The following is a 21,516-nucleotide window of genomic DNA, read 5'->3' as shown; positions in this document are numbered from 1 at the left end:
AGGATGAACAGCATGGAAGCACAACGAAAGAATAGGAGAGGTCCATTTACGCGCATTGTGTATAACGCTGGCTATAGGGGCAGTGATTTGGTTTATTCCCTCCCCTGTAGATTTGCAGGAAAAAGCCTGGCACTTGTTTGCCATTTTTGTGGCAACCATTGTCGACTTCATTATCAAACCGCTGCCAATGGGCGGTGTTGCCATTCTCTCCATCACAGCCGTTGTGCTGACGGGAACATTGAAACTAGAGGAAGCGTTGAGCGGGTTTCAAAACACGACGATTTGGCTGATCGTGATTGCATTTTTTATTTCACGAGGCTTTATAAAAACGGGGCTTGGCAACAGGATTGCGTATATGTTTGTGAAACTGTTTGGCAGAAAAACGTTAGGATTGTCGTATTCGTTACTTGTTAGTGATTTGATTTTATCACCGGCCATGCCGAGCAACACAGCCCGCGGAGGCGGCATCATTTTTCCAATTGCCCACTCCCTGTCCAGAACATTTGGCTCAGATCCAGAAAACGGGACAGAGAAAAAGGTCGGATCCTTTTTAATGCAGGTCTCCTTCCAGGGTGTCAATATTACTTCGGCAATGTTCATGACGGCAATGGCGGCGAATCCGTTGGCAGCAACACTGGCGCACAATGCTGGCGTAACAATCACATGGACGGATTGGGCGCTTGCTGCGATTGTCCCCGGCCTCGCCAGTTTAATCGTTGTCCCTTATTTTATTTATAAAGTGTATCCTCCGGAAATCAAGGAAACACCGGCAGCATCCGAAATAGCAACGGAAAAATTAAAGGAAATGGGGCCATTAAAAAAATCAGAATGGAGCATGATCATGGTTTTTTTACTGATTTTGGCCCTCTGGATTTTTGGCGGAAAACTCGGCATCGATGCCACCACAACTGCACTGATCGGACTTTCCGTTTTATTGTTAACATCGGTTTTAACGTGGAAGGATGTCAAAAAAGAAGAAGGCGCATGGGATACACTGGTATGGTTTGCATCACTTGTCATGATGGCAACCTTTTTGAACAGTTTGGGCATGATCCCGTGGTTCAGCCATTTGATGGGCACCGCTGTCCATGGATTGCCTTGGATTTGGGCGCTGATTGCTTTAGCCCTCATCTTCTTTTACTCGCATTACTTCTTTGCCAGCAATACCGCCCACGTTAGCGCCATGTACGCAGCATTTTTAGGCGTAGCGATTGCAGCAGGTGCGCCCCCGATGCTGGCCGCCCTGCTTTTAGGATTTATCGGGAACCTGTTCGGCTGCCTGACCCATTACGGCAGCGGACCCGCGCCTGTTTTCTTCGGTTCGGGCTATGTCCCGCAAGATAAATGGTGGCTGCTCGGCTTTAGCGTTTCGGTCATCCATCTGATCATTTGGGGAGGGATCGGTGGGCTTTGGTGGAAAATGCTGGAGATATGGTAAAAACTCCCGGAACTTTATATGCTAGGCTTGTCCTCCAAGGCAACCGAAACTTCCAATATAACGGGCCGTTTCGGTTTGACAAGGAGCAGTCCTTCCTTTGTATTCGGAGTTTCGTTTTTTCAGGTTCATGGTTGATGCAAACAAACACCCATATAACAGTGTATCGATGTGGTTCGTCTACGTCGATGGCGAGATCTTTCGCTTCATGGAAAGCGGTTTTTACAAATCCGTTTTCAAGCATCATAGATTCCTTTAACCCCACCATCCAGGAAAGCAAGCAAAGCACGGTAGCCAAAAATGGAAAAAAGAGTGTCTTGAAATACCCGCCATCTAAACCCTGTCGAGAAAAATTTGATACATCCATTTTGTCCAATATATTTTTTTCTCCCAATCAGTAGTGTTATGCTTATGCATAGAGGTTTCTTTTTCATGCATTGGGATATGAAGAAAAAGAATCCCTTAAAAAAACCTTATAAGGAGAGATCAGGATGAACCAACAGCAGTTCGACAAAGTTAAAAATGGAAAAGGTTTTATTGCGGCGCTCGACCAAAGCGGCGGCAGCACACCGAAAGCATTGGCAAACTACGGCGTGCCAGAAGATGCCTATTCAAACGAAGACGAAATGTTTGATCTTATCCACCAAATGCGGACAAGAATCATCACTTCGCCAGCTTTTGACGGCAAATACATCCTCGGCGCCATTTTATTCGAACAAACGATGGACCGCCAGATTGAAGGCTTGTACACTGCGGAATACCTGGCTGAGAAAAAAGGCGTTGTCCCATTTTTAAAAGTGGACAAAGGGCTTGCAAATCTTGAAAACGGTGTTCAACTGATGAAGCCGATCCCGGATCTTGATGCCACACTTCGGCGTGCAAATGAACACCATATTTTCGGGACAAAAATGCGCTCTGTCATTAAGGAAGCCAACCCGGAAGGCATTAAAGCTGTGGTTGACCAACAGTTTGAATTGGCAAAGCAAATCCTCGCGGCAGGCCTCGTTCCGATTATTGAACCGGAAGTAGATATCCATAGTGCAGACAAAGAAAAATGCGAGGAATTGTTGAAGACAGAACTGCTCAACCATCTGAACCAATTGTCGGAAAATGATAATGTGATGCTGAAGCTCACCATTCCGACAGTGCCAAACGTCTACAAGGAATTGGTTGAGCACCCGCGCGTTGTCCGCGTTGTTGCTCTTTCCGGCGGCTATTCCCGCGATGAAGCCAATCAAAAGCTGAAAGAAAACGACGGCATCATCGCAAGCTTTTCGCGTGCTTTAACCGGAGAACTCAACGCCAAACAGACAGATGAAGAATTCAACGCCGCTTTGGATAAAGCAGTAAAATCGATCTATGATGCTTCGGTCAATAAAAACTAACAGAAACCAGCAGGGCGCCCGTAGTCCTGCTGGTTTTATATTAATGCTGTCAGCACTCTTTCCAACCCACATTTCGCACGTCTTAAATAAAATTCATTTTAATTTTTGAATGAACTATATTTAAACATTTTGGTGGGATGATATCTTCTTATTTTTGAGAAATTTTCGATAAAGTTCTTTTCAATTCGACATTCTTTTCATGAATTCCTCCTGTTGTGTGTTATTTGCCTTGGTTTTCGACATTTTTTGACACGTATATTGATACATCATACCCGCATAATTCAATGATTTTTTTGGCTTGTGAATCAATATTATCGGGTAAGAGCCTTATTTTTTGTTGATTTTGATTTATAAGGATCACGGTAATATCTTCTAATTGCTCTAACAATGCTTGGCCTGTGGGTTGAGAGAGTTTCCTTTTTCCTTTCAAGATTAGAGATAGGTTCTTTTCTTTCAGTTCTTTTCTAACTCGATATTCTAAAATTCCATAGATTAATAAAGCCATCACATACACAATACCTAAGGCCTCAACCCTTTCTGGGGTTTTCAAGTAAATGGCATCAATCATTTGTGAATCTTTGATTAATCGGAAACGGGTCTCAGCGGCCGACTGTCCTTTATAAACCCTCAAAACTTCTTGATTGGATAGTGTCTCCTCATCTAATTTATTTGTGATTAAAACAAAAGTGCTGAGCATTTTTTTCTTATTTTCGATAAAATCATGATCTTTTTCAAACGATTCCAGTTGTATCTGATAGATTTGTTCTCGTTTTGTCTGTTCGTCCTTTTTAGGTCTTCCTCTCTTTTTTCGTTTGATAGGTTGATCACTCATCTGGACGTTTAGTTTATAACAGAAATATGAAGCCTTTTGTTTTTTCTTAAAAGATTGAATTGCTTCTAGTGCGTCCTCTTTACAATGAAAGATAACTTTACTCAGTTTTTCTATCTCTTTTTTTAATTGTATTTCTTCCTTTTCGATCGCCCGATTTAGGGTTTTCTCTTTTCGTTGATCTAAATTGTTTGAGTGGACAACAAGAAACCGGTAAGGAAGGTTTTGAATTTGTCTTTCAAAAGCTTGAATTTGGTAAATAGCTGCGTCTTTTTTATTGCTAAGTGAGCCTACCCTTTCCCAGTTGTTGAGCAACCATGCCTCTTTCTTTAGTTCTGTGCTTAAACCGAATGTATCAGGTAAACGGGAAATAAACGATAAATTTTGTTGTTGAATTTCCGCTAGATTTTCCGTTGTGATTAATGCAGAATCGGCTTGATAAATGAGATTTTTCCAATCTTCATGGGAAAGGATTTTTCTCATCTTTTGAATAAATTCCACATTCCAAGATTTATCCGAAGTATTCCCATTTTCTACTTTTGCAAGGATAGGAATTCGTTCAGGTGTGACCCCCATCCCCAGAACGATTTGTTTTAAGTCAGGCCTATGGGCCTTACTATACCCGTACGTAATTTGCAGTCCATCTTCCTTCGGTTGCTTATATTCTCCGTAAACAGAAATTGAGGTTGTATCGTTATGCAGTACACCAATAGGAAGATTCAATTTTTTTAGTGCTTTTAATGCAAGGGTGGAATAGACTTTCCATGCTTCGGCTTCATACAAGTAATCTAATGCTCTTCCTAATGCATCATCATTTAATTGATCGGGTGAAACCGATGTATCGAAAAGCATCTCAGAATCTAGGTTTTGATAGAATTCATGAACCTTATAAAGGGGCTTGCCACTGCATAAAATGTTTAAGACAAGGGCTTTAATCCTTGTTCCGGGTGAGATATGACAACGGACAGAATCCCATTTGACTAAATCATTAATGGTTTTTTCGAGTTCTATTTCATCACACAGTTTAGATAAAAGTTGAGACGGCCCCACATGTAAGGTTAAAATTTGATCTGACATAAAAATTTCCTCGTCTTCCCCTAGTTTAGATAATCATTCAATTCTACAAAGAAGGAGAAAATTCCTTTAAAAAAATCTTAAAATGGAAAAATTTACGTGCGGAATATGCGTTAATAGTATCTTCATTTCAAATAATTGAGAGTAAATCCACATTAGACAAACCACTAAAATTAAGCGTAATAAAATTAAAGGATAGCCCAAAAGTGGAGTGTGCCTCCGAGAAATAAAGATTTATACCAATATTGCCTGTCTTAACTAATAGGTTTTTAGTCAACTTTTTATAAAGTCTTTTATTTAACTAGTACCTAGTCATTATAATTACTTTTAAATTCTCTTCGAAACTATTGTAGGGCTACGGATAGAACGTTAAATTTAGTGAATAGGATTTATGAAGGGCTTGCTGAACAAATTAAATCCAGGGGTAAAAATTGAAATAGTGCCATTGGGAATGACTGCTTGATGGAAAAAAGTAACCAATCAGTCGTTTTACAACTGAATCGGTTACTTTTTTCCTACTAACTGATAAACAGATTAATAATCAGTACACCTGCCAACCCGATAAGGGATGCAATCGTTACCATAACAGACCAGGTTTTAAGGGTTTTACCAATAGACAAGTTAAAAAATTCTTTGTAAATCCAAAATCCGGCATCATTAACATGTGAGAAAGTCATGCTTCCGGCACCTGTGGCAAGCACCATCAATTCAGGGCTGCAATGGGTCGTTGCACAAAGTGGCACGGTAATTCCCGCTGCCGTCATGCCTGCAACCGTAGCCGAACCAAGCACCACGCGTAAAATCGCGGCAATCAGCCAGGCCATAATCAAAGGAGAAATAGTTGATCCGTCCATGAAGCCAGCAACATATTTGTCCACATGGCTATCAATTAGCACTTGTTTAAACGCCCCGCCGCCTCCAATGATCAATAAAATCATCGCGATGCTGCTAACCGCCGCCGAAACGGAATTCATTAAGGCAGGCATTTTTATCCCGCGGTTCAGCCCAAACGTGAACAACGCGATAATAACGGCAATGAGCAAAGCAACACCCGGATTTCCCAAGAACTGGGCAACCGGCAGGATTGATGATTTTGGTGCCACAATTTCCACAATTGCCTGGAACGCAATCAGAATGACCGGGATTAATGCGGTAAATAGGCTAACACCAAAACCTGGCATCTCTTCTTCTTTAAAATGTTTCGGTGTAAACAGGCCCTTTGGAATTTCTACTTCCAAGTCCTCTTCTTTAAATAGTTTCGTATAAAGCGGACCACTGATGTATACGGCGGGAATTGCAATCATAATCCCGTACAGCAAAGTCTTGCCAAGATTGGCGTGGTAAATCCCCGCAATCGCTGTCGGTCCCGGGTGTGGCGGAACATAGCCGTGCATCGTAATTAAAGCGGCAATGACTGGCATACCAATATACAAAATTGGCACACCTGCTTCTGCTGCAATTGTAAACACAAGTGGAATCAACACAACAACACCCGTTTCAAAAAATAAAGCGATTCCAACAATAAACGCAGTTAATACAGCCGCGAGCTGCACACGCTTCTTCCCGAATCCGTTAATTAAGGTGACCGAAATCCGCTGGGCACCCCCGGAATCAGCCATCAGCTTTCCAAGCATTCCCCCGAAACCGATGACCATCGCCAGGCTCCCCAAAGTACCGCCCAAACCATTTGTTACAGAAGTTGCGGCTTCGGTAGGCGACATGCCTTCCATAATACCAACAGTCAAACTTACAATAATTAATGAAATAAAAGCATTTAACTTCAGGACAACCATCAACAACAATAGGATGGCGATCCCAATGCATATATACACGATCGGCATGATTTCTCCCTCTTTCCCTTTAAAAGATTATGGGATACCGGTTCCGGCGGGCTGGCCGGTATCCCCTCTACATTTTCAATCTTTGTTTAATATTTCTACAATTTCTTTCAAATCCGTTTTTGTCCCGACATTCCCTGGGAAGATGATGTAAGCCATACCAGGATATTTACTTTCATCACCCGTTTTCCAAACCGGAATTCCAGGTCGGATTTGCCCGGCAACTGTTGCGCGCCTTACTTTCAATCCCTTTGTCCCTATGTCACTCGAAGTAATGCCGCCTTTTGCAATTAAAAACTTTGGCCGAACCTGTAGCCTTGACACAATGCTTGTCACCGCATCGGAGATTTTTACTGATAGTTTTAATTCCTCTTCGCGCATGTTATCCCCGAGGTCAAGGCGTTCCCTTCTTGTGTACACCGCAACAGTTTTACCGGAACCGACCAGGGATTCGGTTGTTTTAATGACGCGGTCCAGATCCTTTTGGAAAGCTTCCGGCTCCTGTACCAAATGGCTGTTAAATTCAATAAGCTCAACACCACTTACTTTTTTTAATTCTTCAAGCTGTTCCGTCGTCTTTTTCACATGGGAACCGATAATGATTAAACCGCCGTTTTCCGTTCCTTCACCGAGTAATTCTTCTGCCGTGAGCAACGGTTTATCACTGACCCCGCCGATCACTTTCGGCAGAGCTGCTGCACTTCTGAATAAAAAGTTTTTTCCTGCGTTCATTGCACGGATCAGGGCAATCGTGAAAACTTTGACATCCAGCTCATCGGCTGCATTGACTACGACTTTGTTAAAATCACCGACATTACGCAGTTGGGCCGTTACGCCTGCAATGTCAAAAGCACGCAGTTGTTCAAGCGTAATATAAGTCGTGTTTGCAGCGGTAAATTCCCCATTTGACTTTTCTTCGATCCATTCGCCAAGGTGGGATTTCGTATATCCGAATGTCCGGTCTTTGGCAAATTCTGTTTCTCCCGCCGGTACAAGTTCATCGCCGTATTGAACGTAGTGGATATTATCAATCGTAAAACGGCCGCCTTCTTTGAAAAACGGTAGGATGATCTCACCGTCAATTTTCGTATCCGAACGAGATTCAATGGTTTCTTTTAATACTATTGTTTCCAGCGGGTAATGCCCTCTTAACGTAGAGTCCCCGCGGCTAATGATGAGAAACTCACGTCCCAGTTTGCCTGCAACACGTAAGATGTTTTCAGCTATCTCACGGTGCGCCTTTTCGGTTTCTTTTGCGGTAAACCCTCTCGAATTGGTGAGGATAAAAAACATTGATTGCGGTTCATTAAACCCTTTTTCGATACTTTCCACAGACCAATCGGTAAAAACGGAAATATTGTTGACTGTCTGAACGCCAGTTGGGTCATCATCCAGCACCACGATTTTTTTATTTAAACTAGCTAAAGCTGTTTTCAATTCTTTATCCACTTCCGTACGATTTTGAACAGGAAGGTTTTTGATATATTCGGCAGGTAATCTTTTCACATCCATCATCTTTCAGCCCTTCTTTACTTCAACATTTGCGAGTTTTTCATAATAGCGGACTATGCTGGCATGGTCATCTTTGAGTTTTCCATCCACAACAAGGGCATGGAAGATTTCCAGCAGCTGGCTTGATAATGGAAGCGGCACGCCGATCGTATGGGCGGTATCCATTACATTTGTAATATCCTTCATATTAATCGCGATGCTGCCACCTGCGACAAAATTACGGTCCAAAATCATGGGCACTTTCGAATCCAAAACTGCACTTCCAGCAAGCCCGCCCCGGATCGCCTTGTACATTTTTTCAATGTCGATGCCGGCTTTGGCAGCCAGCACAAGTGCTTCGGACACCGCTGCAATGTTCAAGTTAACAATAATTTGATTGGCCAGTTTCGCCGTCACGCCGCAGCCATTGCCTCCGACCAATGTCACATCTTTCCCCATGCTTTGCAGAACTGGTTTAACGCTTTCAAAAGCTTCTATCTTTCCGCCAACCATAATAGCAAGTGTCCCGTTAATGGCTCCCGATTCCCCGCCACTAACAGGCGCGTCGATCATGCAAGCACCTTTTTCTTCTGCCAAAGCAGCAAGTTTCTTGGAAACATCCGGTGTAATCGAACTCATGTCGATAATGATAGCGCCTTCTTTTATTCCGTCTAAAATTCCATTTTCTCCTGCGATGACAGCCTTCACATGTTTTGAAGCCGGCAGCATTGTAATAATGATGTCACTTTTCTCCGCAACTTCTTTTGCAGATGATACTGAAGTCGCACCCGCTTCCACAACTGCTTTCATAGCATCTTGGTTGAGATCGTTTACAACCAGTTCGTAACCTGCTTTGATCAAATTCAATGCCATCGGTTTTCCCATGATACCAAGTCCGATAAAACCAATTTGTTGTGCCATTTTTCTTCCTCCTCAAAATCTATCAATCTATTAAGCGATTACATTTAACCGCTGCCACATTTTTTTCACATTTTCATTGTACACAATTACGACATATTTGTATACATTTTTATACTATTTGTATACAAAAATATTGTTTAGCTTTCCCTTCACTCAATAAATCTGATAATATGAAAATAGCAAGATTAACGAACAGAGGTGGATGTAGTGTTTGAAATGGACCGTTCCCGCCCGGCATCTCAGCAGGCTTACGAAATACTGCGCGATAAAATTTTAAACGGGGAACTACCCGGAGGTACGAAAATTGGAGAAGAAAAACTGGCTGAAGAATTGGGGGTCAGTAGAACACCTGTCAGAGAAGCAATCCGCAAACTCGAATACGAGGGGCTGATTGTCAAAAAAAGAGTTGTCAAACCAAATGAAAAAACGCTGCGGAACATGTTTCAGGTCCGCATTCTTTTGGAAGGCTATTCCGCCAGATGTGCGGCGATTTTTTTAAAAGAAGACGAAATCGCCGCACTGCAGAACTGTGTAAAAATCGGACATAGCGGAACATATGAAGAAATCATGCAAGCGAACGAACAGTTTCATGGGATCATTGTGCAGTCAAGCAATAATCCCGTTATGATTGATATTATCGACCGAATGCAGTCCATGATTTATTTGTTCCGTAAAACGGTTGTCATCTATAACCGCCCTCATCTGATTGACGAGCACGAAAAAATCTTAAAAGCCATTCAAGCTAGGGACGAAAAACTGGCTGAAAAACTGATGAAAGACCATTTACAGGCAGACCTCGATTTTTACCTACACCTGATTCATTGATGAAAGGGAAGTTACACATCCCTAATCGACTAGAAACCTTTTAGCTTTAAATGATATGTGCCGGGTAAAGTCTTCAAGTATAGTATGGAGTATGAAAAAATGGAATATTTGGGGGCTGGATTTGGTGCAGTCATTTTTCCGTTTTTCGACCTGTAAGGTGCATTGCTTTTAACAGGTTAACCCCGTAATGCACCAAGCTCCCATCTTTATGAAGGTGGGGGCTATTTGACGCTTATGCTTATCCAGATTTCTAAACTTGTAGGATTTACCTGCATTTATTCCCTGTTCCACTTAACTTCTAAATGTTGTTCAACCAAATGGCAATCGGGAAACTACAAACAAGCCTGACCAGTTCATTTCTCTCCAACATACTTGAGCTTGGTTTTATGATTGTTCCGTTTTCAAAAGCCCGGTAAGCTTAGCAAATTTAATCCTCATTAAAATAGTCTGAATCAATGTTTTTAATTATGTAAGTTACTTTTGGAGAAACGCCGACATCATTGTCAATCATTAGTTCTGCGAGACTTTCTCCATCGATTAAAACGATTTTCTTTTCGATCCTTTTTACGTATTCTTTTGCATCTTCAGTAAATCTGGAGGTTGTAATAAATACTCCTTTTCGCGCTCGATTTCCTTCTAAACTACCAGCAAAAGCTTGAACCGCTGGCCTACCGACAGAACCTTCCCATCTTTTTGCTTGTATATAGATAACATCCTAATCCCAATTTATCTTCCTTAATAATTCCATCAATACCATCATCACCACTTTTCCCAATTGCTTGCCCTGCATCGGCATGAGTACCTCCGTATCCCATGGCGATTAATAAATCAACTACCAATTTTTCAAAGAATTCCGGTGAACAAGATTTAACGGTGTGTAAAAGCTCATCCATTAAATCTCTTCGGATCTCTCTATAGCTGGTATCTAAAATCTCCTCAGGTGAAAGATCTAGTTCTAGATTACTTGGTAGTTTTTTATTCTCACCAATTTGGTCTGTATTACTATTTTTATTGCCTTGAAACTTCAAAAACTCATTAAATTGTTCTAAAAACTTTACATCTATTTTCTCGGGATTTTCATTTAGAACATTTAATCCACGCTCTGTTATCGTAAATATTCCTCTTCCTACCTGATCTAACAGACCGGATTTTTTTAAATATGTACGAGCCCACCCAATTCTGTTTTTATATTTTAATTGTTTTCCGCTCGGCAAATATTCTTTCCTATCCGATTCAGTTAGCTTAAAGTAGTCAGCAAGCTTTATATAAATTTCTTGTAATGTGTGTTCATTTCTGTCTCCGAGTATTTTTAAAAAAGGTAGCATAAAAGATTGGTAATCTGGTATCGTCATTTGCATTACCTCCTATTTTTAATCAATACAGGTAGCACACCTAAAACTTTTGCTTTCGATAAAGGAATGATTTTAGCACCCTTCTCTTTTTTTATTACTTTCATTGATTTAAGTTCGACTCAATGGTGGATAATTCCTTTCAGCCACACCTCGTTATTAGTAGTAAGAGCTTCTTCTATTTGAGTGAAAATCTACACATTTATGCTGCCGATTTTGAATAAACATGTTATAACTGGTATATTATGTAAAGGCGAGGTGCTGCGAACACCCCACCTATCCAACTTATCCAAAGCAGCCAGTTGGTCCTAAAAAAGTTTTATTTCTTCTTAGAAGGCCTCCCGGTTTGTTGACGAATTGCGGGTAGTCTTCTTCAACAACTCCGTGATTTCTCTTGCTTTTTTCAATGTACGAATCGTTGTCATTGCAGCAATGGCGATCGATATAAAGAGCTAACTTAATCTATATTTATTGGATATTCTTCGCTTTCGGTCGCTTTAAAATTAGCATCAAGTTAACTATACTTTTGCTTCGTCTCAGCAATCCATTGTGGCAATTTAGTCGTAAGGATCATATTATGTCTTAACAAATTGCCAGCCGTTTGATTGGTTGCCTTGTTGAAATCAACACTGCGAATGAGATCATTGATAAAAGGAACAATATCAGGCTCAGAAGTGGAATATGAATTCACCGCTTTTATAAGTAATTCACTATCTAATCCCCACTCCGAAGAAAATTGAATGACCGTATCGCGCAGCTTATCCGCTTTCCAAATTTCAAATGCCTCATCAAAGTTCAAATTGCTCGATAAGTTACCAGGTACAAGCTCAGTATCCACAAATTCCTTTAATAGTTGTGCTTGCTCATGGTCCCCCATGTTACTTAACTCTTGAATTTGTTCGTAAATAATGCGGAGGGTTTCACGATCCACCGTTTGCACGCCGTACGGTGAAGTAACTTTTGAACCTATTAATTTTATAATATGGTTTGCATCAATGACTTGTGTTCCTGCCAATTTCGTTTTTCCAGCAAGCGGATGAACGGTTGATGGCGCAGGTGGGGTTCCGGGCTTCCTTGTTAAGTTTTTATAAGCACCGACATACTGCAGCCAAGTATGCTCGTCTATCCCAAAAGCGTCATCATTCCACTTAAATTCATAGTACTGTTCTACCAAATTTAACTGCTCAGCAGCATCTTTAAAAGCAAGGATAAAAGCTTCCTTTTTCTTCTCATCCTGTTCTATTTTCTGCCATTCAGTAGGATCAGGTAAAGTCGGGATCATTTCAGATACTTTGATTTCCAATTTCTTTACAGCCGTTTGGTAAGTATCCACAATGGCCTTACTGCTCTTCCCACCGCTTCCATACAGTTTCAAAGCTTGATTTACCATTTCTTCAGTCATTCGAGGATATTGGAAGTTGATAATCGTTCCAAATTCTTTTTTCGAACCAAAGACACGATTGGTGCGTGAGTAGGCTTGGATCAGACCTTGAAGTTCAAGGGTACGGTCAACATAAAGCGTATTCAGACGTTTCGAATCATAACCTGTCAACAGTTGGTCTGCCACAATGACGAGGTCGATATTTTTCGGGTTTCGTCCACTGCCGCCTCGTGTCGCGCGCTCTACAAGGTCTTCAAAATAAGCATCTTCTCCATGTTTTTTATCCCCCGCTATAAACTCAATACCTGTAAAGGCAGCGTAGTCCTGAAACATCTCTTTGACAATTTCAGGGTCTAGTGGCTTAGGATCATTTTCGTTACCAAAACTAAACGTCATCGCTACATTTAGCTTTTCCCCACGTTCTTTTAGTTGTTTTTTAAATTCATGATAATAAGCAATTACACGATCTTTATAGGCAACCGTCAAAATTGCATTAAATTCTCTTTCTTGTGATTGGGATTCCCAGTTATTCAGAATTTCTTCTACTACCCGTGGAATATGCGTTTCGTCTTGGTATACAAGCAGTCCTCGTTTTTTAGCTTGCTTTTCAACATCCGCTTCTGACATTTCTTGAACTTGGCGTTCGATTTCTCTGTCCGTCCATTCAGGATGTTCTTCCTTCATTTGTTCAGCGATCTGGTCTCTTAAATCATCATAGCTTTTAAATTCTCCGGTGTTGATATAGTCAACGTGAAAGCCTAATACGTTTTTATCGGCAATCGCCTCATCAATCGTATATTGGTGTAACATTGGCCCAAATAACTTTTCAGTGGTATTGATGACTTCACTTTTTTCATTGATCTTTCCTTTGACCTTATTTTCATCAAATAAGGGGGTGCCGGTAAAACCAAAGAAAAGTCCATTTTTCTTGAAATAGCGTTTTATCGTTCCCATCATCTGTCCCATTGTCGTACGATGGGCTTCATCGATGATAAAGACCATTTTCTTTTCTGCCAAACGATTATCGTGCGCTTCTTCTAGTTCTTTCACTAAAGCATTAAGTTTGAATGTTGTCGTGACCACAATGCCATTCTTTGCTGACATCAGTTTCTTTTTTAGCTGGTAGGTGTGTTTTGTATCATCAACAGAAACCGGCTCATAGGCAGCATATGCTTTGAAGTTTTCACTGGTACGATTATCTAGCTCACGTCTATCAACAAGGAAGACGACTTTATCAAATCCTGCTCTTGTCGATAAAAACAAAGCAGTCTTGAAACTTGTGATTGTTTTTCCTGAACCAGTCGTGTGCCAAACAAAACCGCCATGAGGTATTTTTTCAGCATTGTCCCATCCAAATGCAGCCCCTTCAACCGCCTGCAGAGCGTGGACTTGATAGGGACGCATTAACAGATGTCGCCTATTTTCCTCATCACGCGCTTCATCAATGACTAAGTAATCGCCGACCATCTGATGTGCCATTGGAATCATCAAAAATTGTTCAATTACTTTTTTCCAATCGTTTATTACATGGTTATCTTTATCTGCCCAATGAAAGACGAAACTCGGGTTAAAGTCTCCAATTGTTTTGGGCGTAGCGAAATATCGAGTGTCGATTTCAGAAGTGATGACCATCATTTGCGAAAAAGCCATAAAGTTATGACTGTATTCCCCGTCACGGTAGTAGCGCATAAACTGGCCAAATGCCTCGTCCAACGTTTTGTCCGTGCGTTTTTGTTCGATATTGATTAAGGGCAAGCCGTTGATCAGCAGGACAATATCAAAACGGTTGTTGTTGGGGGTCTGTATTTCTCTCGCAATCCGATAGCTCGAGTCCCCACCACGCACTTCAGCTTTTTTAAAAATCGTCAACGTGATTTGTTTTCTCGTGATTTTCGGATTGTCATCACGGTAGATGCCATCGATCTTGCCTTTTGATCCTTCAATAGCCAAAATCTTTGCAGCCTCATAGCTATTGCTGATTTGATTGACCTTTGCCATCACTTGTTTGAACTCATTATCGGTTAATTCCACGCCTTCAAGCTGGTCAGCATTGATACGGTTGAGTTCACTACGCCAGTGTGAAACCAAGTCAGCAACCGTTACTTTTTGCTTATTGCCGTTTAAGAACTCGGGTGCTTCCCATTTATATTTCTGCAGTTCCTTGACAAAATTCTCTTGAAAAGTTTTCTCCGCCGCACTTTTCGGTGTATTGCTCATAATTTTGCTCTCCCTTTATACAAACATCTCATTGAGGTATGCTTTTTTGATGCTTTGTAGTTTTTCGAGCTTACGTTGATGGAGGGTGATAAGGTGGTCGAGATTCTTGAAGAATGTGCCAATTTTGACTTGCTCTTCAACGTTCTTGGTTATCCAAGCACCTTGATTTTTAAGTATTGTGAAGTGACGTTTATAGCCTTGTGGTTCAGGTTTATATCTTTCTAGCAACGAAAACAGAAAGTCACCCTCAAGACCATCTGCACTCAATATTTTTACTCCATCAGTCGCAATAAAGAACGGTTTAGTCGGTTTGTAAAGCGATACTGTATGATCGCCAAACAGCGTTACATCCCGATAATTTTCAAAAGGTGTTCCATTAGTATATCCAGCAACCGGCCTATCTCCTTGTTGAATTACTTCGAAGTCTCCCTCAGCATTGGGCTCCGCTAAATATGATCTGAATTGATGTGTTTTTACCACTTCCCCCAACTTTCGCTGTTCCCAAGCTTGAGTAAATCCTGCAAACCTCCGTTTTGGCATACGCTCACCTTCAGCAGGGAACATTTCAGAAAGATAAGCGGACTTTAATGTTTTCATTTTTTCTAACTTACGCTGATGAAGGGCGATAAGGTGGTCAAAGTTAGAGAAAAACGCACCGATTTCACGTTGTTCATCAAGATTTGGGACTAAGTAATCCAGCTCACTAATTGCTGACCAGTTCACATAAATTTGGGTATTTCCTTGTGCCTGTTTAATGATTCTTGAACGTATCATTGGTGCATTAAGCAATTGATATAAAAATTGAGAATTATATTTTTCATGGTCTGGTTCAATTCTTTCTGTTCGTTGGTTATACACATAAGAATCATTGGAATCAATGAGTAAAACACGTCCTATAATATTTCCTGATGCGGTTTTGTCATTCAAAATCATGGTCAAATCATCTTTATTTAATATTCGATTTTTCGTCTTATCTGTCAACCCTGCACGTATGTTTTGGTCTGTATAAACGCTTTGTTCAGAATAACTTCCAATACTGATTACTTTGTATTTTCCACCGTCAACAAATTCAGATTCAATTGATGTTCCCCCAGTCGCTTTACCAAAGTCTTTTAGCTTCCGCTGTTCCCAAGCGGAAGTATTTTGGAATTCCTTAAATCGCCTTTTTGGCACTAAATTTTTTTGTTCCATCATTCTTCCACCACCAATTCACGCATCATGGCTTCAAGTGCTGATTCTGAGTCTTGGATTTCTTCATCAATTGCTGACAAGGTGTCGGCATAACGATCATCCAACATTTGCAATGTGTCCAACTCTTTTTTTATCGGTTTCCATACCAAACCAACTATAGCATCCACCAGATTGCCGAACCATTTTTCATACATCAAGTTGTCGATTTCTTCGTTTGTCAAAGTCAAGATACGTTCTTGCACGGATTCTTTGAGTGCTTTTTCATCCGCTTTCACGGCTTTGTTAAGCGCTGATTTATCTGCAAATAATGTTTCAACTTTTTCCAATAGGTTATATTCAACGGTTTCCTTGCTTGCCTTTTTTAATGCAGCCCTGATTGATTTGCTTTCAAAAGCCTCACCTGCTTCATTCAAGCACTCGCCTAGAGCATTGGCTTCATCACTATCTTCCACTTTCGCAGCCTCAACCAATTCAGATAGCTCCGTTTCAATCTCCTGAATGCGGGCTTTCTTTGATTCAATTTCTTTTCGTTCATCACTGTATAAATTTTTTGCAATCAACTCATTTGGTACAATACTGCCAACCCAGCCGTCTTGTTCTTCTCGTTTTTTATTACCGGATCCTTTTGTTACCATATTGGGCTCACGCGTACGACCAGCTGTATAGAAACCACTTGATTTAATGATTTCCGCATCATGTGCCAGTGTATTTTTCCATATCTCCGCCACAATTTGGTAGCCGTCATACACATCAATATATTGGAAGGATGAAAGAATCTGCTTGATCTCAACCAGCATGTCGTCCATTAACTGCGTCGAGCTACTGCTTTTATCAACATTTCGCAAAACGTCCCAGTATTTATCGATATAGTTTTTTGTTTTGCTTTCGATTTCTTTCGATATTTCAACAATGCGAGCGTCACTCAATACATCATTAGAAATTTCCTCAACAGGTTTTAACAATTCGACATATCCTTCACGAATTTCTTTTAATGATCGTTTCAAAACATCTGGCACGGTAGACTGTAAAACCTTCAAATCGTCAATGTTCTTTTGAGGAATGCCGCCAAGAAGGTGAGCATCCACATCGTGCGGAATTTCTTCTTCATTCGCCTGGATATAACGGGGAATATTCATATTATATTCATTTTTCCTTATTTCCTCATGAGTTGCTAGGTGACTATACCCTTCCTCTTCTCTACGTTCAACATATGTATCCACAATTTTTGCGATGTCCTTTTCTTGCAGGACATTTTGCTTTCCAACTTTAATAAAGCTATGAGATGCGTCAATGATTAAAACAGGATCGTCAAATTTTCGGTTCTTCTTCAAGATGATGACAACGACTGGAATCCCTGTATTGGTAAATAGATTACTTGGCAAGCCGATAATGGCATCAATGTAATTTTTTTGAAGCAATCGTTTGCGAATCTCGCCTTCTGCTGAACCACGAAATAGCACCCCATGAGGCAAGACAATCGCCATCGTCCCGTTTTGTCCTAAGTGGAATAATCCATGTAATAGGAAAGCAAAATCCCCTTTAGAATCTGGTGGCAACACTCCAGCAACTTCAAAACGAGGGTCGCTGACTTTTAACCCTGATCTGTTCCAATTTTTCGCTGAATATGGCGGGTTCATCACCACTGCATCAAATTGCACGCCTTCATTCGGGCGTTCTGGATCTTCTGGCCAGTCTTGGGAAAGTGTATCACCGTTTTTAATGGTCATCTTTTCTGGCCGAACACCGTGCAGCAATAAATTCATACGGGTTAGGTTATAGGTTGCTGTGTTCTTTTCTTGCCCGTAATAGCTCAAATTCTTTTGTGCATCTTCATCTAAGTGCTTTCCAACTGTTAAAAGTAGCGACCCAGAGCCAACAGTCGGGTCATAGATTGACTTGATATCTGATGTTCTCGCTACAATTTGTGCCATGACTTCGCTGACTTGTCGTGGCGTGTAGAATTCCCCTGCTTTCTTTCCTGACTCCATCGCAAACTGTCCGATGAGGTACTCATACGCATCACCCAGTACATCGCCTTTTTGCAATGCTACCATGTTCAAGTCTGCAAACAGCAAGATTAGTGCCTTAATATTTTTGCTCCGTTCGTTTAAATTGCTGCCTAAAGCCGTATCCGTTAAATCAAGCGTTGAACTTGAGAATAGTCCTTGAAAGTCATCCGAATCACCAGACACGGCAATCGTACGCTCAAAGTGATTCAAGCTATCTATTACTTTTTGGACTTCAAAATCACCCGAATTGATATCTTTTATCCAAGTCTGATAAAGATACTCAGGAGAGACATAATAACCGAGTACGTTTTGAATCATTTGCTCTAGCATTTCGCCGTATTCTGCTTTTGCCTTTGTGTATGCTTCAACCAGCTCCAACTCAGACATTTGCCCGATGCCACTGGCCACTTTGAATGTTTCCAATGTCTTATCGCTCAAAAACTTGTAGAACATTAATCCAAGCATATAATCTTTGTAACGGCTGGCATCCATTGAACCACGTAGTTCATTGGCCCCATCCCATAATCTACGTTTAATTTCTTCTGATGTAATCAAGTTGTATCCCCCATTGATTTTTTATTTTTCCCGTAGTACCAGTACCGCCTAATCAAGCCGCTGTATAGGCGTTACGGTATTTGACAAAGTCAGGATCGAATCCGTCAGTTCTTTCAATTTTACCCAAAACGTGTCCGATACATATTTTAAAAAAAGTAGCCCCAAAACAACTGCTTCTATTCAGCGGCGTCCATATTGTTCGCAGTTTGTCCGCTGCAGACCATCCTTTTTCTTCAAAGTTGATTACCGCGTGGCTTAAGCCCTTTTTATGAGTCAGGTTGAATTTGCTTCTATTATATCAAATATATCAAAAATGGATTTCAATCAATGAAAAAATTTTATTTTCATCTGCATTTTCATTTGAAAAAACAATACCGAAAATCCCTTCTTTACCTACATTTGGAAAATATCTACTGAGCAAACATAAATTCACCTATAAAAATACACACTTCTGCAAGCTTCGTCCCCCCTTCTTCTTACCAACGTCGCAAAATTGACAGCGTTATCACAATCCTTGATACTAGAAGTAAATCAATGACGAAAACAGTCGTGAAGACATATGGAAGAATGAAATTAGAGTCAAAAAGGCTGTTCATGTCATGAAGGAAACCATGAGCGATTGGTATCAGGTTTGAAAGGCCGGTCGATGAGCAGGCCAATGAGTTGAAAAAAGTTAGATTAAAAGATGATGCTGGGGGAGAAGAAAAATGAACACGGAAAACATGGAAAACATTTACCAAAAAATAGCAAACGTTTTAAATGATATGCTACCTGAAGAATGGTCTAGGATTCTTCTATATGCAGAAATAAGGGAGGGGTATGCTCACATTTTCTTTTATTACTATCCGATAAATTCAAAAAAGCCTATTTACAGTTTAAAAATAGAAGAAAAATTTAATTTAGATATTCAAAGATACAGTGAGTTAGAAAACCAATTATATGATTATTGTGAGGAGTTATGGCATGAATTTGGCGTACAACAACAGGAAAAATGGACAAGTTTAACTTTCATTCTCGATAACAACGGAAAAATGAAAGTTCATTATCAATATAATGACTTATCAGAGATCGACCCAACCTCAAAAAGAAAACAATGGGAAGAAAAATACTTGCCATAAATTGAATTTCATAAGTTGTTCTTTTTAGTAAAGACTGCATATCAGTGCCAACAAGAAATTTATACTGGAAGGCCGAAGCAGCAATTGGGAAAATTTATTCAGGATGGCGTCGTACCCACACTGAAAAAAATAAGGCAGATCACCCATGTCGATGCTAAAAGCGGTGCGGAGTTCTTCACTTTGAGGGAAACGAAAAAACTTTCGAATCTTATTTATCATATAAAGGAAAGTGATAATATGAGGAATAGATTATTCGATTTACTTAACGAAATGTGGGCTGCGATTATTGAAAGTTATGAATTTGACATCTTGAAAAACACTATTAGTTTTGAGTTAAAAACAATAGATAACGGTTATGAAAATAAGTATAAAGTGGTTTTTGAAGGAGTAACAGCATGGTATTTCGTTGAAAATACTGGTGATCAAAGACTTAATATAAAAGCTGATGTCGAGGAAGATGACTATTTAGAATTAACGTCAATCGACTTTTATATGGGGGGAATAGGAGAAATTAAACCCTCATCAATAAAAGAGGATTGGGTAAATCAATATTATTCTAATGCTAATTTTGCGTTGGAAATATGGGATGCATTATTATTAATTGAAGCAAAAAGCATCATAATAAATGGAAATAAATATCCTGTAACCTGATTCCGTCAAGAGAGTTTAGCAAACGTTGGTAATATGTCGGTGTTGCAAGCGTGCGGCGGAAACCGAGTCGTTGTATTTCACAGTTAAAACAGGCGATACATTCAATCCGATTAGCCAGACTGCTTTTTATTTCATATGATCCCGCTGTGGACATTGGCCGTTTACGTAGGTGCATCTTCTTTGTTTTTCAATTGCATCGCCACCAGCCCGATCACTTCACTGCCGTCAAAAGCATAAAAGCAAAATTAAAGTTGGGCAACGCTAAACAAAAAACCTACACACAAAGAATCGACCGCGGTGATGATAGACTTAGCAAGCCGATTTTGGGTATTTCATTGCCAGTATTTTTGATGCTTCAGAGAAATGGATAATTTAGTACCAATGGGTGCCAGACTAAATCGTAGTGAATATAAAGCACTAGAAAACAGCTCTGGCAAAGGAGCAAATTGTAGAAGTTAGAATTAAACCGATATAGAAAGGTGACGGCTCTCAGGCTACACAGATTTGAAATAGAATATAAAATGAATGGAAGGAAAGATGTGACCAGCTAAATACACTATACAGAGACCAGGAGGAAATAATGATGGAAACTTCAAATATGGAAACCCTTTATCAACAGATAGCTTACATTTTAAACGATATGATACCAGAGGACTGGGAGAAGGTTTTATTATATGCAGAAATGAGAGAAGGATATGGACAAGTGTTTTTTTACTTTTATCCATTAGGTTCCAAAACGCCTGTTTATAGCCCGGATATCGTGGATCAGTATGAGGTAGATTCCCGAAAATATGAAAGCTTAGAAGATCAATTATTTGATTGCTGTGAACAATTATGGAATGAGTTTCATCAACAAGGACAAGAGCAGTGGACCTGTTTCACCTATATTCTCAAGCATACCGGGGAAATGAAAATACAATATAATTATGGTGATGACCTTTCCCAACTAGATCCAACTACAAAACGGGAACGTTGGGAAGAAAAATATTTAACCTGAAGGAGTTAATTGGACTGTGGCAGGAACCATATTGATGTCTTCAAAGTTGATTGCTGCGTGCTATTAAGCCCTCTTTATGAGTCAGAATTTGCTTCTATGTATATCAAAAATGGATTTCAATCAATGAAAAAATTTTATTTTCACCTGCATTTTCATTTGAAAAAACAATACCGAAAATCCCTTCTTAACCTACAGGTTTTTCCAGATCTGTGGTTTTCATATATTCCAGTTTGAAGTCCATCAACTCAAC

General features: G+C 40.2%; 15 protein-coding genes. 6 read left to right on the top strand and 9 right to left on the bottom strand.

Translation table 11 applies throughout. The annotated features are described in order from the left end of the window. Window positions 1–31: 31 nt before the first annotated feature. Both ABR335_RS03180 and ABR335_RS03175 read left to right on the top strand, forming a co-directional pair. Window positions 32–1,438, top strand: coding sequence for an anion permease (locus tag ABR335_RS03180; RefSeq protein ID WP_350346716.1), 1,407 nt, complete (start codon window positions 32–34; stop codon window positions 1,436–1,438). Between the two features lie 488 nt (window positions 1,439–1,926). Then, window positions 1,927–2,820, top strand: coding sequence for a fructose bisphosphate aldolase (locus ABR335_RS03175; protein ID WP_104851613.1), 894 nt, complete (start codon window positions 1,927–1,929; stop codon window positions 2,818–2,820). Between the two features lie 220 nt (window positions 2,821–3,040). On the opposite strand, the gene ABR335_RS03170 is transcribed toward ABR335_RS03175, so the two are convergent. The 4 genes from ABR335_RS03170 to garR form a co-directional block, all read right to left on the bottom strand. Beyond that, on the bottom strand, window positions 3,041–4,726 hold the full coding sequence (locus tag ABR335_RS03170; protein WP_350346565.1) for an IS1634 family transposase: 1,686 nt from the start codon (window positions 4,724–4,726) through the stop codon (window positions 3,041–3,043). A 515-nt stretch (window positions 4,727–5,241) separates the two neighbouring features. Continuing rightward, window positions 5,242–6,564, bottom strand: a complete 1,323-nt coding sequence (locus ABR335_RS03165; RefSeq protein WP_258921056.1) for a gluconate:H+ symporter — start codon at window positions 6,562–6,564, stop codon at window positions 5,242–5,244. A 75-nt stretch (window positions 6,565–6,639) separates the two neighbouring features. Next, a complete protein-coding gene (locus ABR335_RS03160) occupies window positions 6,640–8,076 on the bottom strand; it encodes a four-carbon acid sugar kinase family protein (protein WP_350346564.1) in 1,437 nt (478 codons plus the stop codon). Between the two features lie 3 nt (window positions 8,077–8,079). Beyond that, a complete protein-coding gene (garR, locus tag ABR335_RS03155) occupies window positions 8,080–8,973 on the bottom strand; it encodes a 2-hydroxy-3-oxopropionate reductase (RefSeq protein WP_061086996.1) in 894 nt (297 codons plus the stop codon). Window positions 8,974–9,189: 216 nt separating this feature from the next. On the opposite strand from garR, the gene ABR335_RS03150 reads away from it, so the two are divergent. Then, window positions 9,190–9,798 carry a GntR family transcriptional regulator gene (locus ABR335_RS03150; protein WP_061087000.1) on the top strand — a complete coding sequence of 203 codons (609 nt, stop codon included), beginning with the start codon at window positions 9,190–9,192 and terminating at the stop codon, window positions 9,796–9,798. A gap of 427 nt (window positions 9,799–10,225) precedes the next feature. Here the strand turns inward: ABR335_RS03150 and ABR335_RS03145 are convergent, their stop codons facing one another. From ABR335_RS03145 to ABR335_RS03125, 5 genes are all read right to left on the bottom strand, one after another. Beyond that, entirely contained in the window at window positions 10,226–10,501 is a 276-nt protein-coding gene (locus ABR335_RS03145) for a restriction endonuclease (protein ID WP_269113107.1), read from the bottom strand. Further along, complete coding sequence (locus ABR335_RS03140) at window positions 10,467–11,150, bottom strand: winged helix-turn-helix domain-containing protein (protein WP_350346563.1); 684 nt, start codon at window positions 11,148–11,150, stop codon at window positions 10,467–10,469. Before ABR335_RS03140 ends, ABR335_RS03145 begins: the two co-directional genes overlap by 35 nt. A 511-nt stretch (window positions 11,151–11,661) precedes the next feature. Continuing rightward, window positions 11,662–14,745 carry a type I restriction endonuclease subunit R, EcoR124 family gene (locus ABR335_RS03135; RefSeq protein WP_350346562.1) on the bottom strand — a complete coding sequence of 1,028 codons (3,084 nt, stop codon included), beginning with the start codon at window positions 14,743–14,745 and terminating at the stop codon, window positions 11,662–11,664. Window positions 14,746–14,760: 15 nt separating this feature from the next. Further along, window positions 14,761–15,939 (bottom strand): restriction endonuclease subunit S, encoded by a 1,179-nt coding sequence (locus ABR335_RS03130; RefSeq protein WP_350346561.1) that lies wholly within the window; start codon window positions 15,937–15,939, stop codon window positions 14,761–14,763. After that, a complete protein-coding gene (locus ABR335_RS03125) occupies window positions 15,936–18,500 on the bottom strand; it encodes a type I restriction-modification system subunit M (protein WP_350346560.1) in 2,565 nt (854 codons plus the stop codon). Before ABR335_RS03125 ends, ABR335_RS03130 begins: the two co-directional genes overlap by 4 nt. Window positions 18,501–19,207: 707 nt before the next feature. Between ABR335_RS03125 and ABR335_RS03120 the strand changes: the two genes are divergently transcribed. The 3 genes from ABR335_RS03120 (at window position 19,208) to ABR335_RS03110 (ending at window position 21,266) form a co-directional block, all read left to right on the top strand. Then, window positions 19,208–19,618: an immunity protein YezG family protein gene (locus tag ABR335_RS03120; RefSeq protein WP_350346559.1), complete on the top strand. Its 411-nt coding sequence runs from the start codon at window positions 19,208–19,210 to the stop codon at window positions 19,616–19,618. Window positions 19,619–19,702: 84 nt separating this feature from the next. After that, the gene (locus tag ABR335_RS03115) at window positions 19,703–20,269 is read left to right on the top strand and encodes a YxiG family protein (RefSeq protein ID WP_350346558.1); all 567 of its coding nucleotides are present in this window, start codon (window positions 19,703–19,705) and stop codon (window positions 20,267–20,269) included. A 583-nt stretch (window positions 20,270–20,852) separates the two neighbouring features. After that, window positions 20,853–21,266, top strand: coding sequence for an immunity protein YezG family protein (locus tag ABR335_RS03110; RefSeq protein ID WP_350346557.1), 414 nt, complete (start codon window positions 20,853–20,855; stop codon window positions 21,264–21,266). Window positions 21,267–21,516: the final 250 nt, after the last annotated feature.

Source organism: Heyndrickxia faecalis (assembly GCF_040267745.1).
Classification (GTDB): domain Bacteria; phylum Bacillota; class Bacilli; order Bacillales; family Bacillaceae_C; genus Weizmannia; species Weizmannia faecalis.
Note: the sequence above shows the minus strand (reverse complement) of the source record. Positions and strands in the feature narration are given on the sequence as shown.